At 62.4% G+C, this 16,304-nt stretch carries 19 protein-coding genes; 8 read left to right on the forward strand and 11 right to left on the reverse strand.

Annotation, left to right across the window (positions count from 1 at the left end):
• Positions 1–697: 697 nt before the first annotated feature.
• From V0R62_RS23870 to V0R62_RS23920, 11 genes are all read right to left on the reverse strand, one after another.
• Entirely contained in the window at positions 698–1,999 is a 1,302-nt protein-coding gene (locus V0R62_RS23870) for an IS4 family transposase (protein WP_207853417.1), read from the reverse strand.
• Between the two features lie 280 nt (positions 2,000–2,279).
• A complete protein-coding gene (gene hisC, locus V0R62_RS23875) occupies positions 2,280–3,329 on the reverse strand; it encodes a histidinol-phosphate transaminase (RefSeq protein ID WP_050704105.1) in 1,050 nt (349 codons plus the stop codon).
• Positions 3,330–3,331: 2 nt separating this feature from the next.
• Positions 3,332–4,654 carry a histidinol dehydrogenase gene (gene hisD / locus V0R62_RS23880; RefSeq protein ID WP_330105478.1) on the reverse strand — a complete coding sequence of 441 codons (1,323 nt, stop codon included), beginning with the start codon at positions 4,652–4,654 and terminating at the stop codon, positions 3,332–3,334.
• A gap of 126 nt (positions 4,655–4,780) precedes the next feature.
• The gene (gene hisG, locus V0R62_RS23885; protein WP_330105479.1) at positions 4,781–5,416 is read right to left on the reverse strand and encodes an ATP phosphoribosyltransferase; all 636 of its coding nucleotides are present in this window, start codon (positions 5,414–5,416) and stop codon (positions 4,781–4,783) included.
• Between the two features lie 90 nt (positions 5,417–5,506).
• Entirely contained in the window at positions 5,507–6,772 is a 1,266-nt protein-coding gene (murA, locus tag V0R62_RS23890) for a UDP-N-acetylglucosamine 1-carboxyvinyltransferase (RefSeq protein WP_330105480.1), read from the reverse strand.
• Positions 6,773–6,795: 23 nt separating this feature from the next.
• Positions 6,796–7,035: a BolA family protein gene (locus V0R62_RS23895; RefSeq protein ID WP_028689666.1), complete on the reverse strand. Its 240-nt coding sequence runs from the start codon at positions 7,033–7,035 to the stop codon at positions 6,796–6,798.
• A 118-nt stretch (positions 7,036–7,153) separates the two neighbouring features.
• Complete coding sequence (locus tag V0R62_RS23900; protein WP_186735120.1) at positions 7,154–7,456, reverse strand: STAS domain-containing protein; 303 nt, start codon at positions 7,454–7,456, stop codon at positions 7,154–7,156.
• Positions 7,453–8,106: an MlaC/ttg2D family ABC transporter substrate-binding protein gene (locus tag V0R62_RS23905; protein WP_330105481.1), complete on the reverse strand. Its 654-nt coding sequence runs from the start codon at positions 8,104–8,106 to the stop codon at positions 7,453–7,455. The genes V0R62_RS23900 and V0R62_RS23905 overlap by 4 nt, the downstream gene beginning before the upstream one ends.
• A gap of 9 nt (positions 8,107–8,115) precedes the next feature.
• Complete coding sequence (mlaD, locus tag V0R62_RS23910) at positions 8,116–8,601, reverse strand: outer membrane lipid asymmetry maintenance protein MlaD (RefSeq protein WP_028689663.1); 486 nt, start codon at positions 8,599–8,601, stop codon at positions 8,116–8,118.
• Entirely contained in the window at positions 8,601–9,395 is a 795-nt protein-coding gene (gene mlaE, locus V0R62_RS23915) for a lipid asymmetry maintenance ABC transporter permease subunit MlaE (RefSeq protein ID WP_186713855.1), read from the reverse strand. The genes mlaD and mlaE overlap by 1 nt, the downstream gene beginning before the upstream one ends.
• Complete coding sequence (locus V0R62_RS23920) at positions 9,395–10,204, reverse strand: ATP-binding cassette domain-containing protein (RefSeq protein WP_028689661.1); 810 nt, start codon at positions 10,202–10,204, stop codon at positions 9,395–9,397. The genes mlaE and V0R62_RS23920 overlap by 1 nt, the downstream gene beginning before the upstream one ends.
• A gap of 244 nt (positions 10,205–10,448) precedes the next feature.
• Between V0R62_RS23920 and V0R62_RS23925 the strand changes: the two genes are divergently transcribed.
• The 8 genes from V0R62_RS23925 (at position 10,449) to ptsN (ending at position 16,302) form a co-directional block, all read left to right on the forward strand.
• Positions 10,449–11,423 (forward strand): KpsF/GutQ family sugar-phosphate isomerase, encoded by a 975-nt coding sequence (locus V0R62_RS23925; RefSeq protein WP_330105482.1) that lies wholly within the window; start codon positions 10,449–10,451, stop codon positions 11,421–11,423.
• A complete protein-coding gene (locus V0R62_RS23930) occupies positions 11,424–11,948 on the forward strand; it encodes a KdsC family phosphatase (protein ID WP_217868485.1) in 525 nt (174 codons plus the stop codon). It begins immediately after the preceding gene.
• 8 nt (positions 11,949–11,956) lie between these two features.
• Positions 11,957–12,529: an LPS export ABC transporter periplasmic protein LptC gene (lptC, locus tag V0R62_RS23935; RefSeq protein WP_330105483.1), complete on the forward strand. Its 573-nt coding sequence runs from the start codon at positions 11,957–11,959 to the stop codon at positions 12,527–12,529.
• Complete coding sequence (gene lptA, locus V0R62_RS23940) at positions 12,516–13,040, forward strand: lipopolysaccharide transport periplasmic protein LptA (RefSeq protein WP_203650835.1); 525 nt, start codon at positions 12,516–12,518, stop codon at positions 13,038–13,040. Before lptC ends, lptA begins: the two co-directional genes overlap by 14 nt.
• The gene (gene lptB, locus V0R62_RS23945) at positions 13,041–13,766 is read left to right on the forward strand and encodes an LPS export ABC transporter ATP-binding protein (protein WP_011532417.1); all 726 of its coding nucleotides are present in this window, start codon (positions 13,041–13,043) and stop codon (positions 13,764–13,766) included.
• A gap of 172 nt (positions 13,767–13,938) precedes the next feature.
• The gene (locus V0R62_RS23950; protein ID WP_330105484.1) at positions 13,939–15,438 is read left to right on the forward strand and encodes an RNA polymerase factor sigma-54; all 1,500 of its coding nucleotides are present in this window, start codon (positions 13,939–13,941) and stop codon (positions 15,436–15,438) included.
• Between the two features lie 78 nt (positions 15,439–15,516).
• Complete coding sequence (gene hpf / locus V0R62_RS23955) at positions 15,517–15,825, forward strand: ribosome hibernation-promoting factor, HPF/YfiA family (RefSeq protein WP_011532415.1); 309 nt, start codon at positions 15,517–15,519, stop codon at positions 15,823–15,825.
• A 12-nt stretch (positions 15,826–15,837) separates the two neighbouring features.
• Complete coding sequence (gene ptsN, locus V0R62_RS23960) at positions 15,838–16,302, forward strand: PTS IIA-like nitrogen regulatory protein PtsN (protein ID WP_330105485.1); 465 nt, start codon at positions 15,838–15,840, stop codon at positions 16,300–16,302.
• The last annotated feature ends 2 nt before the right edge of the window (positions 16,303–16,304 follow it).

The following is a 16,304-nucleotide window of genomic DNA, read 5'->3' on the forward strand; positions in this document are numbered from 1 at the left end:
TTCACCTTTCCGCCCTTACGGCGGGTTACTTTGGTCTTGGCCAAAGTAACCAAAGCCGTGGCGCTCCATTCATCCGGCCCTCCGCTTCGCTCCGGGTTCCCTCACTCCGGCCTTGCTCCCGGGAGGGCCACGCTGCAGGGCCCATCCTGGGCCCCAGCGCTTGACGGGCATCCATGCCCGTCACCTCCCTCCGCAAGACCTGCGTTCGGCCTCCTGAAGTCGCGAAGTTACGGGCGGCGCCTGGACTGGCGCAGCTGTCGCTAGTTGGAACTTAGTTGATCTCTCGATCGTATCGGGGGGCAAGCCCGCTCCCACGCAATAGTCGTCATATAGATCTTTGTAGGAGCGGGCTTGTCCCACGAAAGGGCCGGACCAGCCAATCTATAACTAATAGTCAAATAACTAACTTCGCGCTTCTTACTCTTGCTCTTGCTCTTGCTTCTAAGCGCGCGATAGTTCAGGCGCCACCAATTGCGACTTCAGGAGGCCGAGCGGAGTTCTTGCGGAGGGAGGTGACGGCCATGGATGGCCGTCAAGCGCTGCGCCCCAGGATGGGGCGTTCAGCGCGGTCCTCCCGGGAGCAAGGCCGGAGTGAGGGGACCCCGGAGCGAAGCGTAGGGGCCGGATGAATGGAGCGAGGATTTTTTGGTTCCTTTTTGATCCTTCAAAAAGGGACCCGCCGTAAGGGCCATCCCTTTCAAGGTCTTTTGGTTTTAGCGGCCTTGATGACCCGATCCGTCGAAACGTGGGCATGTACAGCCGTCCCTTGCACCCAGGCCTTCGCTTTGGGCACCTTGGGGCCTCGTGGGCTTTTCGCAACCTGTTTGGGCTGGATATTTCTGGCCAGCTCCAGCAGGCGCTGGGCCAGTTGTTCCATCGGTACAACCGGCATGTATTCGGATGGCAGGGCAATCTGCATGCCTTCGTAACCCCCTCTGATCTGCACCGCCAAGTGATAAATCGAGGCTTCCCAATTCTCGGGCAAGGCATCACGGTGAGCCTGTTCAACACTTCGCTTGAGCAAGGCCAGAACGTTGTATGCCAGCACGGCAGTGGTGAATCCAAGCAAGGCGGCTCGCGGACTGCCGAGGGTTTCAATTTCACTTTCCAGAATTGCCTCGAGCCGCTGGAACATCCCTTCAATGCTCCAGCGGCGCCGATAAAACTCTGCGATCTGTTGCGCACTGATGCTCTCGGGGAGGTTGCTCCAGAACATCAAACTGTTATCTCCCGAGTCGTTTGGTGAATGAAGCGTTAACTCGACACGCCGCCAGCGGTGCCCGCCTTTTACTTCGATGGATTGTTCGCGCACAGTGCCTGTGGCGGCGGGCATCGGTGCTTGCCACTCACCTTCTTGGATCAAGCGGGGATGCTTGGCCTGCTGGCGAATGACAAATGACGTGTTCACCTGTTCACACGCCTCCATTACAGGCAGCGTGCAGTAGAGCCGGTCAGCAATCCAAACCTGATTGGCCTTTGCTTCAGCTAATAACGGTAAGACACAAACTCGTTCGCTTGCGTAGGCGTCCTCGCACGGCTGGAGGTCAATTACCTGATCCAGATCGGGGTCGTAAACCACCACAGAAAACCCGGGACGAGCCGCCCCGCGCTCTTGGCGCAGCACACCAAGACGCTTTTCGGTAGAGGCCAGGTGGCTGCCATCGACCACCCGAACTTGCCAGTCAGGAAGCATGGCTGAGCAGCCCAATTCATGGATTGTCGGCGCCAAGCGCTGCGCACAGCCAGTCACCAGAGCGCGCAACAGGGCAGGTTCGGTTCGACTGATCTTGTCGTACAGGGCTGCCAGACTGACGGGAAGGTCGTCCAGTTGTCTTGCCGCAGCATGCAGCGATGGCTTCAAGCCCAATGAAACAAGCGACATCAACTTGACGATGGTCGAGAACAGCAGCTCGCGAGAATACTGCCGTTGCCGGTGCTCCTCGAAAACCTGATCGACCCACTCCGGCGCAATGGCCTGCTCCAAGGCAAGTTTGGCCATTACGCTGGCAGGTGCTTTTTTCTCGAATCGCGCTAGTACATCAGCCCACATCGCTCGGGTCTTCCTGACTGGATTTCGGTGAATTCTACCGAAGACCTTGAAAGGGATGGCCGTAAGGGCGGAAAGGTGAATAAGCGTCGACATCACAAATGAATGCGCATACAACTTCCAAAACCACCAAACAACAACAACAACAACAACAACAACAACAACAACAACAAGGGGCGAACCAGAAGTCAGAACAGCCAACTCCAATCCGCCCCCAGTCAACCCCCTGAAATCAATTCAAAGCATCAAGCAAAGCCTGGTTCATCTCCGGCGTCCCAACGGTAATCCGCAGGAACTGCGCAATCCGCTCCTGCTTGAAATGCCGAACAATCACCCCCTGCTCCCGAAGCCGCGCCGCGATCCCCGCAGCATCCTCCCCGGGATGCCGGGCAAAGATGAAGTTCGCCGCCGAAGGCAGCACCTCGAACCCCCGCGCCACCAACTCGGCAACCAACACCTCTCGGCTATCGATAACCTTGCGACAGGTCTCATCGAAATACTCACGGTCGTCAAACGCCGCCGCCGCCCCGACAATCGCCATGCGATCCAACGGGTAGGAGTTGAAGCTGTTCTTGATCCGCTCCAACGCCTCGATCAAATCAGGATGACCAACCGCCAACCCAACCCGAAGCCCAGCCAGCGAACGCGACTTGGACAAGGTCTGGGTCACCAGCAGGTTGTCGTAGCGATCGACCAGGCTGATAGCCGTCTCGCCACCGAAATCGATGTAGGCCTCGTCAACCACCACCACCGAATCCCGGTTGGCCTGCAGCAGTTGCTCGACCGCTTCGAGCGGCAACAGGCAACCGGTCGGCGCATTGGGGTTGGGGAAGATAACCCCGGCATTGGGCTTGCTGTAGTCCGAAACCCGGATCTGGAACTGCTCATCCAGCGCCACCTGCTCGAACGCGATACCGTACAGACCGCAATACACCGGGTAGAAGCTGTAGCTCACGTCCGGGAACAGCAGTGGCCCACGGTCATGCTGGAACAGGCCGTGGAAGATGTGCGCCAGCACCTCGTCCGAGCCGTTGCCGACGAACACCTGCGCCGGCGTCACGCCGTAATACTCGGCCACCGCCTGCTTGAGCCGGTCACCGTTCGGGTCCGGATACAGCCGCAGGTTATCGTTGAGCTCGCCACGCATGGCTTCCAGCGCCTTGGGCGACGGGCCATAGGGGTTCTCGTTGGTATTCAGCTTGACCAGCCGCGCAAGCTTGGGCTGCTCGCCCGGCACGTAAGGCACCAGGTCCTTGACGAAGGGACTCCAGAATCGACTCATGCTCAGTTCCCCTTCTCGTTGAGGATGCGGTATTCGGCGCTGCGCGCGTGGGCGGTCAGCGATTCGCCCCGGGCCAGCACGGAAGCGGTGTGACCCAGCTCGGACGCGCCCTGCTCGGAGCAGAAGATGATCGACGAACGCTTCTGGAAGTCATACACACCCAAGGGCGAAGAGAAGCGCGCGGTGCCGGAAGTCGGCAGCACGTGGTTGGGGCCGGCGCAGTAGTCGCCCAGCGCCTCGCTGGTGTGGCGGCCCATGAAGATCGCGCCGGCGTGGCGAATCTGCGGCAACCAGGCCTGCGGATCGGCCACCGACAGCTCCAGGTGCTCGGGGGCGATGCGGTTGGCCACCTCGATGGCCTGCTGCATGTCACGCACCTGGATCAGCGCGCCACGGCCATTGATCGACTTCTCGATAATCTCGGCACGCTCCATGGTCGGCAACAGCTTGTCGATGCTGGCGGCCACCCGATCGAGAAACTCGGCATCCGGACTGACCAGGATGGCCTGGGCGTCTTCGTCGTGCTCGGCCTGGGAGAACAGGTCCATGGCAATCCAGTCCGGATCGGTCTGGCCATCGCACACCACCAGGATCTCCGAAGGGCCGGCGATCATGTCGATGCCGACTTGGCCGAACACATGGCGCTTGGCGGTGGCCACGTAGATATTGCCTGGGCCGACGATCTTGTCCACCTGCGGCACGCTTTCAGTGCCATAGGCCAGGGCCGCGACTGCCTGGGCGCCACCGATGGTGAACACCCGGTCGACACCGGCAATGCAGGCCGCGGCCAGCACCAGCTCGTTGACCTCTCCACGCGGGGTCGGCACGACCATCACTACCTCGGCCACACCGGCCACCTTGGCCGGAATCGCGTTCATCAGCACCGACGATGGGTACGATGCCTTGCCGCCCGGCACGTACAGGCCGGCGCGGTCCAGCGGGGTGACCTTCTGGCCGAGCACGGTGCCGTCGGCCTCGGTGTACTGCCAGGAATCCTGCTTTTGCCGCTCGTGGTAGATGCGCACACGGTTGGCGGCTTTTTCCAGGGCTTCGCGCTGCACCGGGGTAATGCGGGTCAGGGCAAGTTCCAGGCGCGCGCGATCCAGGATCAGATCATTGATCGATGTGGCATCGACACCGTCGAAGCGTTGGGTGAATTCCACCAGCGCCGCATCGCCACGCTCGCGCACGGCCTTGATGATATCGAGCACGCGCTGGTTGACCGCGTCATCGGACACGCTTTCCCAGCTCAGCAGATGATCCAGATGTCGGGCGAAATCCTGGTCAGCGGCGTTGAGACGGGCAATTGCAGTGGACACGGTCATGGCGAGGGCCTCGTTATTAGCGGATGTTCAGGCGCCCTAAAGCTACCACTCCATCCGCGCGGGCACCTGAGAAAATTGGCTATGACGCGGATAGACGGGCGCGACAGCGGAGGTCGCGCGCAGAGGTCAGCCGCGGTGTCGCGATTCGACGGCGTTGCGCAGGGTGTCGATCAGACTCTGGATACGGGCGTGCTGCATTTTCATGGAGGCCTTGTTGACCACCAGGCGCGAGCTGATCGTGGCGATCAGTTCCTGGGGCTCGAGGCCGTTGGCGCGCAGGGTGTTGCCGGTGTCGACCACGTCGATGATCTTGTCGGCGAGATTGATCAGCGGCGCCAGCTCCATGGAGCCATACAGCTTGATGATGTCCACCTGGCGGCCCTGTTCGGCGTAGTAGCGTTTGGCCACATTGACGAACTTGGTGGCCACGCGCAGGCGACCCTTGGGCTCGGCCGCGCCGGTTACGCCAGCGGTCATCAGCTTGCATTGGGCGATCTGCAGGTCCAGGGGCTCGTAAAGGCCCTGGCTGCCGTATTCCATCAGCACGTCCTTGCCGGCCACACCGAGGTCGGCGGCACCATGCTCGACATAGGTCGGCACGTCGGTGGCACGCACGATGAGCAGGCGGACATCATCCTGGGTGGTCGGGATGATCAGCTTGCGGCTCTTGTCCGGATTCTCGGTCGGCACGATACCGGCTTCGGCCAGCAGTGGCAGGGTATCGTCGAGAATACGGCCTTTGGATAGCGCGATGGTCAACATTGGAACGTCGGTCCTTAAGCAGCTATAGCCGGCCGGGCACAGGGCCCGACCGCAAAAGATTCAGGGCGCGTCCCTGCGCCGTACAGACGACTAGCCCGGTACGCGACGGATCTTCGCGCCCAGCATCTGCAGTTTTTCCTCGATGCACTCGTAGCCACGGTCGATGTGGTAGATGCGGTCGATCAGGGTGTCGCCTTCGGCGACCAGCGCCGACAGCACCAGGCTGGCGGAAGCGCGCAGGTCGGTGGCCATTACCGGAGCACCTTTGAGCGCATTGACGCCAGTGACGATGGCGGTGTTGCCCTCGACCTGGATCTGCGCGCCCATGCGGTGCATCTCGTAGACGTGCATGAAGCGGTTTTCGAAGATGGTCTCGATCACCGCGCCAGTGCCTTCGGCGATGGCGTTGAGCGAGATGAACTGCGCCTGCATGTCGGTCGGGAACGCCGGATACGGGGCGGTACGCAGGTTCACGGCCTTCGGACGCTTGCCGTGCATGTCCAGCTCGATCCAGTCTTCACCGGTGGTGATGTCGGCGCCGGCTTCCTTGAGTTTCTCGAGGACGGCTTCGAGGATGGTCGGATCGGTGTCCTTGACCTTGACGCGGCCACCGGTCACGGCAGCCGCGACCAGGTAGGTGCCGGTCTCGATACGGTCGGGCATGACGCGATAGGTGGTCGGCTGCAGACGCTCGACGCCATCGATGGTGATGGTGTCGGTGCCAGCGCCCTGGATCTTCGCACCCATGGCGATCAGGAAGTTGGCCAGGTCGACCACCTCCGGCTCACGGGCGGCGTTCTGCAGCACGCTGCGGCCCTTGGCCAGGGCAGCGGCCATCATGATGTTCTCGGTGCCGGTGACGCTGACGGTGTCGAAGAAGAAGTGCGCGCCGCGCAGGCCGCCCTCGGGCGCCTTGGCCTTGATGTAGCCGCCTTCGACGTCGATTTTCGCACCCATGGCCTCCAGGCCGCGGATGTGCAGGTCGACAGGACGCGAACCGATGGCGCAACCGCCCGGCAGGGCGACTTCGGCCTCACCGAAGCGGGCGACCATCGGGCCGAGCACCAGGATCGAGGCGCGCATGGTCTTGACCAGCTCGTAGGGGGCGACCAGGGTCTTGATGGTGCGCGGATCGATTTCCACCGAGAGCTTCTCGTCGATCACAGGCTCGATGCCCATGCGGCCGAACAGCTCGATCATGGTGGTGATGTCGTGCAGGTGCGGCAGGTTGCCGACCGTGACCGGACCATCGCACAGCAGGGTGGCCGAGAGGATCGGCAGCGCCGAGTTCTTCGCGCCGGAAATGCGGATCTCGCCGTCAAGGCGCGCGCCGCCAGTAATAATCAGTTTGTCCATACGTATCTCGCCGCCAAGTTGGCTCAGGTGCGCTCAGCCCAGGCTGCGCTGCTGAAGAATTTCATGGTTACCGCGTGAATGCTGCCGTTGGCGATCCACGGATTGAGGTGAGCATAGATCGCCTGCTGACGCTTGACCGGGCTCTGGCCGGCCAGCTCGTCGCTGATCACGTTCAACTGGAAGTTGCAGCCTTCGCCTTCAACTTCGACCCGGGTTCCCGGCAATTTCTCTTCCAGAAAGCTTTTGACTTCTACGGCCTGCATGCTCAACCTCGATCGGCGCCCAACGCGCGCGGGTCGGCCATCATACAAAAAAGCCCCTCGCCTGCGAAGCCCAAGAGAGGGTGCGCTGACCGAGGGGCCTTTCCCGAATGGCAGGGCATCAGCCTGCCAGGACTTCATCGAGGTCGTAGACCCCGGCGATTTCCCGCATATCCTCGGGAATACCGCGCAGTTCCCAGGTCTTGCCGGCCGCCTGGGCATCGCGCATGAAGCCCAGCAACAACGACAGGCCGACGCTGCTCGACTTCACCACCGCGGAGCAATCGAGCACCAGGCGCGGTTCGCGGCACGCCTCGACCAGCGCCTTGCCCTGCGTTCTCAGGGCCGGGCCGCTGCGGTAGTCCAGCACGCCGGCCAGGGCGAGAACGCCCGGCTCGGCCATGCTCACGGCGGCGTCGCTCATTTGACTTCCTTATCCGGCGAGCTGTCCGCCGTTTCCTTGGCCTTGGCCACTTCGCCGGCCCAGCCGTCGATGGTCTTGTCCAGGTTGTTGCCGTTGCGCTGCATGGCATCCTGGAACTGGTCGCGGAACAGCTTGCCGATGTTGATGCCGTTGACGATGACGTTGCGCACCTTCCACTCGCCATCGAGCTTCTGCATGGTGTACTGCACCGGATAGACCGCGCCGTTGGTGCCGGTGATTTTCATGCCGACGCTGGTGCGGTCGCCGTCCTCGGCCTTGGCCGGGTCGACGGTGATGCCCTGGTTGTTGTACTCCAGCAGGGCGTTGCCGTAGAACTGCATCAGGCTGCGCTTGAAGTTCTCCTGGAAGCGCTGCATCTGCGCAGGCGTCGCCTTGCGCGAGTACTTGACGGTCATGATGCTCTTGGAGATGCCATCGGCATCGACCACCGGGCCAAGGTTGCTGTTGAGCGCGTTGTAGAACGCCTCAGGGTTGGCCTTGTACTGCTCCTTGTTGGCCTTCAGGTCGCTGAGCAGCTGCGTGGTGGTGCCCTGGATCACATCACGGGCGGATTGTCCCGGCGCCGCCAGGGCCAGCAGGGGGAAGGCCGCCAGCAGAACCAGCAGGCCACGTCGCAGGATCGAAATCATGGAAACTCCTTAATTAGCCGGTTGCGCTTCTTTCGGTTCCTTGCCCACCGAGTTGAGCAGGAACTTGCCGATCAGGTCTTCCAGCACCAGCGCCGACTGGGTGTCGTGGATGGTGCTGCCGTCCTTGAGTACCGCGTCCTCGCCACCTACGCTGATGCCGATGTACTTCTCGCCCAAGAGGCCTGCGGTCAGGATCGAGGCAGTGGAGTCAGTCGGCAGGTTGTCGACATGCTTGTCCAGCTGCAGCGTGACCCGACCGGTGTAGGAATCGCGGTCCAGATCGATGGCGGTGACCTTGCCGATGGTCACACCGGCCATGGTCACTTTAGCTCTGACCGTCAAACCGGCGATATTGTCGAAGTACGCATAAACTTTGTACGTGTCGCTGCTCGGGCTGGCCGACAGCCCGCTGACACGCAGGGCCAGCAGCAGCAGCGCCAGGATCCCGGCCAGGAGGAACAGGCCGACACCGATTTCCAGGGTGCGGTTTTGCATCAGAAATCTCCAAACATCAAGGCGGTCAGAATAAAGTCCAGACCCAGGACTGCCAACGAGGCATAGACCACGGTCTTGGTGGTGGCACGGCTGATCCCTTCTGAAGTGGGCTCACAGTCGTACCCCTGGAATACGGCGATCCAGGTGACGACGAAGGCAAACACCAGGCTCTTGATCAGCCCGTTGATCACGTCGTCGCTGAACGAAACGCTGTTCTGCATGTTGGCCCAGAACGAACCCTCATAGACGCCCAGCCAGTCCACGGCGACCCACGATCCGCCCCAGATACCGACCACGCTGAAGATCAGCGCCAGCAGCGGCAGCGAGATGAAGCCAGCCCACAGGCGCGGGGCGACGATGTACTTGAGCGGGTCGACGCCGATCATCTCCAGGCTCGACAGCTGCTCGGTGGACTTCATGTTGCCGATCTCGGCGGTCAGCGCGGAGCCCGCGCGGCCGGCGAACAGCAAGCCGGTGACCACCGGCCCCAGCTCACGCAGCAAGGTCAGGGCGACCATCTGCCCCACGGCCTGCTCCGAGCCGTACCTGGCGAGGATGCTGTAGCCCTGCAGGGCCAGCACCATACCGATGAACACGCCGGACACGACGATGATCGCCAGCGACAGCACGCCCACCGAATACAGTTGCCTGACCAGCAGCTGGAAGCCACCAACGCCGCTGCGCCCGCCTAGAGAATGGCCGAGGAACAGGCACGAGCGTCCCAGCACGGCCAGCACATCGATGGCCGAACGGCCGAACAGACGGATACGTTCGAGTAAGGATTTTCTGCGCATCAACGCGTCCCCAGCAGATCGGCGCGGTAGTCAGGCGCAGGGAAGTGGAAGGGTACCGGGCCGTCCGGGTCGCCTTTCATGAACTGGCGGATGCGCGGATTGTCCGAGCCCATCAGTTCGTCCGGCGTGCCCTGCCCCAGCACCTGGCCGTCGCCGACCACATAGATGTAGTCGGCGATGCTCGCGGTTTCCGCGAGATCGTGGGAAACCACGATGCTGGTGATGCCCAGAGCATCGTTGAGCAGGCGGATCAGGCGCACCAACACGCCCATGGCGATCGGGTCCTGGCCGACGAACGGTTCGTCGTACATGAGGATCTGCGGATCGAGGGCGATCGCCCGGGCCAGTGCCACGCGGCGCTTCATGCCGCCGGACAGTTCGTCGGGCATCAGGTCGATGGCGCCGCGCAGGCCCACGGCCTGCAGCTTCATCAGCACGATGTCACGGATCATCTCGTCCGACAGCTGCGTATGCACCCGCAGCGGGAAGGCCACGTTCTCGAACACATCCAGGTCGGTGAACAGCGCGCCGCTCTGGAACAGCACGCCCATCTGCTTGCGCGCATCGAACAGGTCACTTCGCGACAGCGCGGGCAGGTTCTGCCCATTGACCCAGACCTCGCCACCGGACGGGCGCAACTGCGCGCCCATCAGGCGCAGCAAAGTGGTCTTGCCGCACCCCGAAGGCCCCATGATGCCGGTGACCTTGCCGCGGGGAATGCGTATGTCCACGTTGCTGAAAATGCTGCGCGAACCGCGCTTGAAGGTGACGCCCTTCAACTCGACCGCGTAGGCGCTATCCACACTCATCTAGACTCCTTGCTAGTGCAGCCTCGTCATGTGGACGCCTGCCTTGATCTTGAAGGCACACAGGTCCCCTGCGGGCTGAATAGCGGCGAACTATAGCACCGCTGATAGGCCCGCCCCAAGGGCGTCCCCTCACTCGTTCAGGGCGCAGACAGGCTGGCGCGGCATCCATATGACATTCGAAGGATGAGCCTTTCACACATTGCGGCTATAATCGCCGCCTTTTCATCAGGCATTGCGTTTCGACATGACCCAATCCAGCGAGCTGATCCAATCCGCCCAGCGCACCCTGCGCCTCGAACTCGAAGCCGTGGAGGCCCTGCTGGCCCGCATCGACGGTGACTTCGTCAAGGCCTGCGAACTGATCCTGGCCAGCAAGGGACGGGTCGTGGTGGTGGGCATGGGCAAGTCGGGGCACATCGGCAACAAGATCGCCGCCACCCTGGCCAGCACCGGCACCCCGGCGTTCTTCGTGCACCCGGCCGAAGCCAGCCACGGCGACATGGGCATGATCACCCGGGACGATGTCATTCTTGCCCTGTCCAACTCCGGCAGCACCGCCGAGATCGTCACCCTGCTGCCGCTGATCAAGCGCCTGGGCATCCAGATGATCAGCCTCACCGGCAACCCGGGCTCGCCCCTGGCCCAGGCCGCCGAAGTCAACCTCGACGCCAGCGTCGCCCAGGAAGCCTGCCCGCTCAACCTGGCGCCGACCTCCTCCACCACTGCCGCGCTGGCGCTGGGCGACGCCCTGGCTATCGCCCTGCTCGAGGCCCGTGGCTTCACCGCCGAGGATTTCGCCTTCTCCCACCCCGGTGGCGCGCTGGGTCGTCGCCTGCTGCTGAAGGTCGAGAACGTCATGCATGCCGGCGAGGAGCTGCCCCTGGTCAAACGCGGCACCCTGCTCAAGGACGCGCTGCTTGAAATGTCCCGCAAAGGCCTGGGCATGACCGTGGTCCTGGGTGACGACGGCAAGCTTGCCGGCGTGTTCACCGACGGTGACCTGCGCCGTAGCCTGGACCGCAACATCGACGTGCACAAGACCCTCATCGACGAGGTCATGACCGTCCACGGCAAGACCGCCCGCGCCGAGATGCTCGCCGCCGAGGCACTGAAGATCATGGAAGACCACAAGATCAGCGCGCTGGTGGTCGTCGATCAGGACGACCGCCCGACCGGCGCCCTGAACATGCACGACCTGCTGCGCGCCGGAGTGATGTAAATGAACCAGGACCTGATGCAACGCGCCAAGGCCATCAAGCTGGCGGTGTTCGACGTCGACGGTGTACTCACCGACGGCCGCCTGTACTTCCTCGAGGACGGCAGCGAGTTCAAGACCTTCAACACCCTCGACGGCCACGGCATCAAGATGCTCATGGCCGCGGGCGTGACCACCGCGATCATCAGCGGGCGCAAGACCCCGGTGGTCGAGCGTCGGGCGAAGAACCTCGGCATCCCGCACCTGTTCCAGGGCCGCGAGGACAAACTGGTGGTGCTCGACGGCCTGCTCGCCGAACTCAATCTAAGCTATGAACAGGTCGCCTACCTCGGCGACGACCTGCCCGACCTGCCGGTGATTCGTCGCGTCGGCCTGGGCATGGCGGTACAGAATGCCGCTGCATTCGTTCGCCAGCACGCTCACGGCGTCACCCAGGCTCGCGGCGGTGAAGGCGCCGCCCGCGAGTTCTGCGAACTGATCATGCAGGCCCAGGGCACCCTGGACGCTGCCAACGCCCATTACCTGTAAGGCTGCCCATGCTCAGCAAGAAGATCAGAAATGTCGCGCTGCTAGGCGGGATCGCCGCCCTGCTGGTTGCGGTAGGCTACTGGAACGTCAGCCCGGAGAGCTTCCTCGACCAGCCGCAGGCCCAGGTCGACCAGAGTGCCATCGACTACTACGCGATCAATGCACACAGCCTGCAGTTCCTGCCCGACGGCAAACTGCAGTACGAGATGACCGCCGCCAAGGTCGAGCACCTTAAGGCCAGCGAGGTCACCCTGGTGACCACGCCCGACCTGCACATGTACCGCGGCACCGAGTATCCGTGGCACGTGCAGAGCAAGCGCGCCGAGGTCAACCCGGACGGCACCGAGGTCGAACTGATCGACGATGTGCGCGTGGCGCGCACCGACGAGAAGCAACGTGAAACCATCATCACCAGCACACGCATGACCGTGTTCCCGCAGAAGCAATATGCGCAGACCGAGCAAGCCGTTAGAATCGACGGCGCCGGTGGCACGACTACGGGCAAAGGAATGAAAGCGTATTTGAAAGAAGGCAGGATGGACCTGCTCTCTAACGTAAGAGGACAGTATGAGGCTCGTTAAAACCATCCCCCTTCTGCTCAGCCTGGGCGTAGCACTGGGAAGCGCGAGCGCCTTCGCCCTGCCGAACGACCGTGACCAGCCGATCCGCATCCAGGCGGACAACGCCCACCTGGACGACAAGCAGGGCGTTGCCACCTACACCGGCGACGTGATCATCACCCAGGGCTCGATGATGATCAAAGGCAACACCGTGACCATGACCCGCTCCGCCTCCGGCGACATCGACGTGGTTACCTCGGTGGGCAACCTGGCCTACTTCGAGCAGCAGCAGAGCGCCGCAAAGCCCGACAAGATGAAAGGCTGGGCCGTGACCATCCAGTACCAGGCGCAGAAAGACACGGTGATTCTCACCGACCGCGCCAAGGTCGAGAACGAAGGCAACACCACCGAAGGCGAGAAGATCGTCTACAACACCAAGACCCAGGTGGCTACCGCCGGTCGCGGTGGCAACGTGACTGCACCACGTCAGCGCATCGACATGGTCATTCAACCGAAGAAAAAGGCCGAGTAAATGGCAACCCTCAAAGCCCAGCACCTGGCCAAGAGCTACAAGGGCAGGCAGGTCGTTCGCGACGTCAGCCTGTCCATCGACAGCGGCCAGATCGTCGGCCTGCTCGGCCCCAACGGCGCCGGCAAGACCACCTGTTTCTACATGATCGTCGGCCTGGTCCAGGCCGACCAGGGTCGCGTGCTGATCGACAGCCTCGACGTCAGCCACCAGCCCATGCACGGGCGCGCCCAGGCTGGTATCGGCTACCTGCCGCAGGAAGCCTCGATCTTCCGCAAGCTGTCGGTGGCCGACAACATCATGGCCATCCTCGAGACCCGCAAGGACCTCGACCGCGACGGCCGGCGCAAGGAGCTGGAAAGCCTGCTGCAGGAATTCCACATCAGCCACATCCGCGACAACCTCGGCATGAGCCTCTCCGGCGGCGAACGCCGCCGCGTCGAGATCGCACGCGCCCTGGCCACCGCGCCCAAGTTCATCCTGCTGGACGAACCCTTTGCCGGTGTCGACCCGATCTCCGTCGGCGACATCAAGCAGATCATCCACCACCTCAAGAACAAGGGCATCGGCGTACTGATCACCGACCACAACGTTCGCGAGACCCTGGACATCTGCGAGACCGCCTACATCGTCAACGATGGCCAGTTGATCGCCGAAGGCGACGCCGAGACCATCCTGGCCAACCAGCTGGTCAAGGAAGTGTACCTGGGGCACGAGTTCCGACTCTGACCCGGCCTGCCCGGAGCACTGGCGCAGGCGCCTGTTCGAGGCTTTAGTTGTTACAGTGCTCTAGGCAAACGCTGCAATTTCAGGCATATAACTTGCTTAAAATCGGCGCCCAGGCGCCCTCCGTGTAGTGGATGGCGCATGCGCGCCGGCAACAAGGTATCAAGCCCCAGCCATGAAACCATCGCTCGTCCTAAAAATGGGCCAGCAACTGACGATGACCCCGCAGTTGCAACAGGCCATCCGTCTGCTTCAGCTCTCCACCCTGGACCTCCAGCAGGAAATCCAGGAAGCGCTGGAGTCCAATCCGATGCTCGAACGTCAGGAAGACGGCGAGGACTTCGACAACAGCGACCCGATGGCGGACAACGCCGAGAACAAGCCGGTCGCCGAAGTCCAGGACAACAGCTTCCAGGAAACCAGCACCAGCAGCACCGCGGAAAACCTCGAAGACGGCGAATGGGCCGAACGCATTCCCAACGAGCTGCCGGTCGACACCGCCTGGGAAGACATCTACCAGACCAGCGCCAGCAGCCTGCCGAGCAACGATGACGACGAGTGGGACTTCACCACCCGCACGTCGGTCGGCGAGAGCCTGCAGAGCCACCTGCTGTGGCAGCTCAACCTGGCGCCGATGTCCGACACCGACCGCCTGATCGCCGTCACCCTGATCGACAGCATCAACGGCCAGGGCTACCTGGAAGACACCCTTGACGAGATCTGCGCAGGCTTCGACCCGGAGCTCGATATCGAGCTGGACGAGGTCGAGGCGGTGCTGCATCGCATCCAACAATTCGAGCCCGCCGGAATCGGCGCCCGCTCCCTCGGTGAATGCCTGCTGTTGCAACTGCGCCAGCTGCCGGCGTCGACACCGTGGATGAGCGAGGCCCAGCGCCTGGTCACCGACTTCATCGACCTGCTCGGCAGCCGCGACTACAGCCAGCTGATGCGCCGCATGAAGCTCAAGGAGGACGAGCTGCGTCAGGTCATCGAACTGGTGCAGACCCTCAACCCGCGCCCCGGCTCGCAGATCGAGTCCAGCGAGCCCGAGTACGTCGTGCCCGATGTCATCGTGCGCAAGGACAGCGAGCGCTGGCTGGTCGAGCTCAACCAGGAAGCGGTACCGCGCCTGCGGGTCAACCCGCAGTACGCCGGCTTCGTGCGCCGCGCCGACACCAGCGCCGACAACACCTTCATGCGCAACCAGCTGCAGGAAGCGCGCTGGTTCATCAAGAGTCTGCAGAGCCGCAACGAGACGCTGATGAAGGTGGCGACGCAGATCGTCGAGCACCAGCGCGGCTTCCTCGACCATGGCGACGAGGCCATGAAGCCGCTGGTGCTGCACGATATCGCCGAGGCGGTGGGCATGCACGAGTCGACCATTTCCCGGGTGACCACGCAGAAATACATGCACACCCCACGCGGCATCTACGAACTGAAATACTTTTTCTCCAGCCACGTGAGCACCGCCGAAGGCGGCGAATGCTCGTCCACGGCGATCCGCGCGATCATCAAGAAACTGGTGGCGGCGGAAAATCAGAAAAAGCCATTGAGTGACAGCAAGATCGCTGGTTTACTGGAGGCACAAGGCATCCAGGTAGCCCGTCGCACCGTCGCCAAGTACCGCGAATCGTTGGGCATCGCCCCGTCGAGCGAGCGCAAGCGACTGATGTAGCCCCGGGATGTGCCACAGCGTTTCAGTGGCAGGTGCAATACCTGCCTCTTTATGCACGGGCAACAAAGGAGAAGCTGTATGCAAGTCAACATCAGTGGACAGCATGTAGAAGTCACCCAACCACTGCGCGATTACGTGCTCGAGAAGCTCGCCCGCGTGGAGGGTCATTTCGACAAGATCACCAATGCGACGGTGATCATGAAGGTCGAGAAGCTGCAGCAGAAGGTGGAAGCCACACTCCAGATTCCCGGTGGCGAAGTCGTCGCCAACGCCGAACATCAAGACATGTACGCGGCGATCGACGCCCTGGCCGACAAACTCGATCGCCAACTGAAAAAACACAAGGAAAAACAGCAAAGCCTGCTGCAAGGCGCAGCCGCCCGCTGATCCCCCTCATCCATGATCCGACTTGAAACCATCCTGACCCCCGGCCGTTCCCTTGTGAACGTGCCGGGCGGCAGCAAGAAGCGCGCCCTGGAAAAGGTCGCCAACCTGATCGCCGAGCAAGTACCCGAGCTGGAGATGCAAGACGTCTTCGACAAGCTCATCGCTCGGGAAAAACTGGGCTCCACCGGTTTTGGCAATGGCATCGCCATTCCCCACTGCCGGCTTGTGGGCTGCACCGCGCCAGTGAGCGCCCTGCTGCACCTGGACGCCCCCATCGATTACGATGCCATCGATGGCGCCCCGGTCGACCTGCTGTTTGTCCTGCTGGTCCCGGAAGCCGCCACCGATGCCCACCTTGAACTGCTGCGCCAGATCGCCAGCATGCTCGATCGCAAGGAGGTCCGCGATCGCCTGCGTGCCGCCGACAGCAGCGAGACCCTTTACCAGGTCGTCCTGGACGTACAGAACGAGCACTGAAC

The sequence above is a fragment of the Pseudomonas carassii genome, assembly GCF_036324045.1.
GTDB lineage: Bacteria > Pseudomonadota > Gammaproteobacteria > Pseudomonadales > Pseudomonadaceae > Aquipseudomonas > Aquipseudomonas peradeniyensis.

Bases quoted from the DNA above. Each gene is read 5' to 3' on its own strand.
- V0R62_RS23870 (WP_207853417.1), bottom strand. From the start codon at position 1,999: ATGGCCAAACTTGCCTTGGAGCAGGCCATTGCGCCGGAGTGGGTCGAT.
- hisC (WP_050704105.1), bottom strand. From the start codon at position 3,329: ATGAGTCGATTCTGGAGTCCCTTCGTCAAGGACCTGGTGCCTTACGTG.
- hisD (WP_330105478.1), bottom strand. From the start codon at position 4,654: ATGACCGTGTCCACTGCAATTGCCCGTCTCAACGCCGCTGACCAGGAT.
- hisG (WP_330105479.1), bottom strand. From the start codon at position 5,416: ATGTTGACCATCGCGCTATCCAAAGGCCGTATTCTCGACGATACCCTG.
- murA (WP_330105480.1), bottom strand. From the start codon at position 6,772: ATGGACAAACTGATTATTACTGGCGGCGCGCGCCTTGACGGCGAGATC.
- V0R62_RS23895 (WP_028689666.1), bottom strand. From the start codon at position 7,035: ATGCAGGCCGTAGAAGTCAAAAGCTTTCTGGAAGAGAAATTGCCGGGA.
- V0R62_RS23900 (WP_186735120.1), bottom strand. From the start codon at position 7,456: ATGAGCGACGCCGCCGTGAGCATGGCCGAGCCGGGCGTTCTCGCCCTG.
- V0R62_RS23905 (WP_330105481.1), bottom strand. From the start codon at position 8,106: ATGATTTCGATCCTGCGACGTGGCCTGCTGGTTCTGCTGGCGGCCTTC.
- mlaD (WP_028689663.1), bottom strand. From the start codon at position 8,601: ATGCAAAACCGCACCCTGGAAATCGGTGTCGGCCTGTTCCTCCTGGCC.
- mlaE (WP_186713855.1), bottom strand. From the start codon at position 9,395: ATGCGCAGAAAATCCTTACTCGAACGTATCCGTCTGTTCGGCCGTTCG.
- V0R62_RS23920 (WP_028689661.1), bottom strand. From the start codon at position 10,204: ATGAGTGTGGATAGCGCCTACGCGGTCGAGTTGAAGGGCGTCACCTTC.
- V0R62_RS23925 (WP_330105482.1), top strand. From the start codon at position 10,449: ATGACCCAATCCAGCGAGCTGATCCAATCCGCCCAGCGCACCCTGCGC.
- V0R62_RS23930 (WP_217868485.1), top strand. From the start codon at position 11,424: ATGAACCAGGACCTGATGCAACGCGCCAAGGCCATCAAGCTGGCGGTG.
- lptC (WP_330105483.1), top strand. From the start codon at position 11,957: ATGCTCAGCAAGAAGATCAGAAATGTCGCGCTGCTAGGCGGGATCGCC.
- lptA (WP_203650835.1), top strand. From the start codon at position 12,516: ATGAGGCTCGTTAAAACCATCCCCCTTCTGCTCAGCCTGGGCGTAGCA.
- lptB (WP_011532417.1), top strand. From the start codon at position 13,041: ATGGCAACCCTCAAAGCCCAGCACCTGGCCAAGAGCTACAAGGGCAGG.
- V0R62_RS23950 (WP_330105484.1), top strand. From the start codon at position 13,939: ATGAAACCATCGCTCGTCCTAAAAATGGGCCAGCAACTGACGATGACC.
- hpf (WP_011532415.1), top strand. From the start codon at position 15,517: ATGCAAGTCAACATCAGTGGACAGCATGTAGAAGTCACCCAACCACTG.
- ptsN (WP_330105485.1), top strand. From the start codon at position 15,838: ATGATCCGACTTGAAACCATCCTGACCCCCGGCCGTTCCCTTGTGAAC.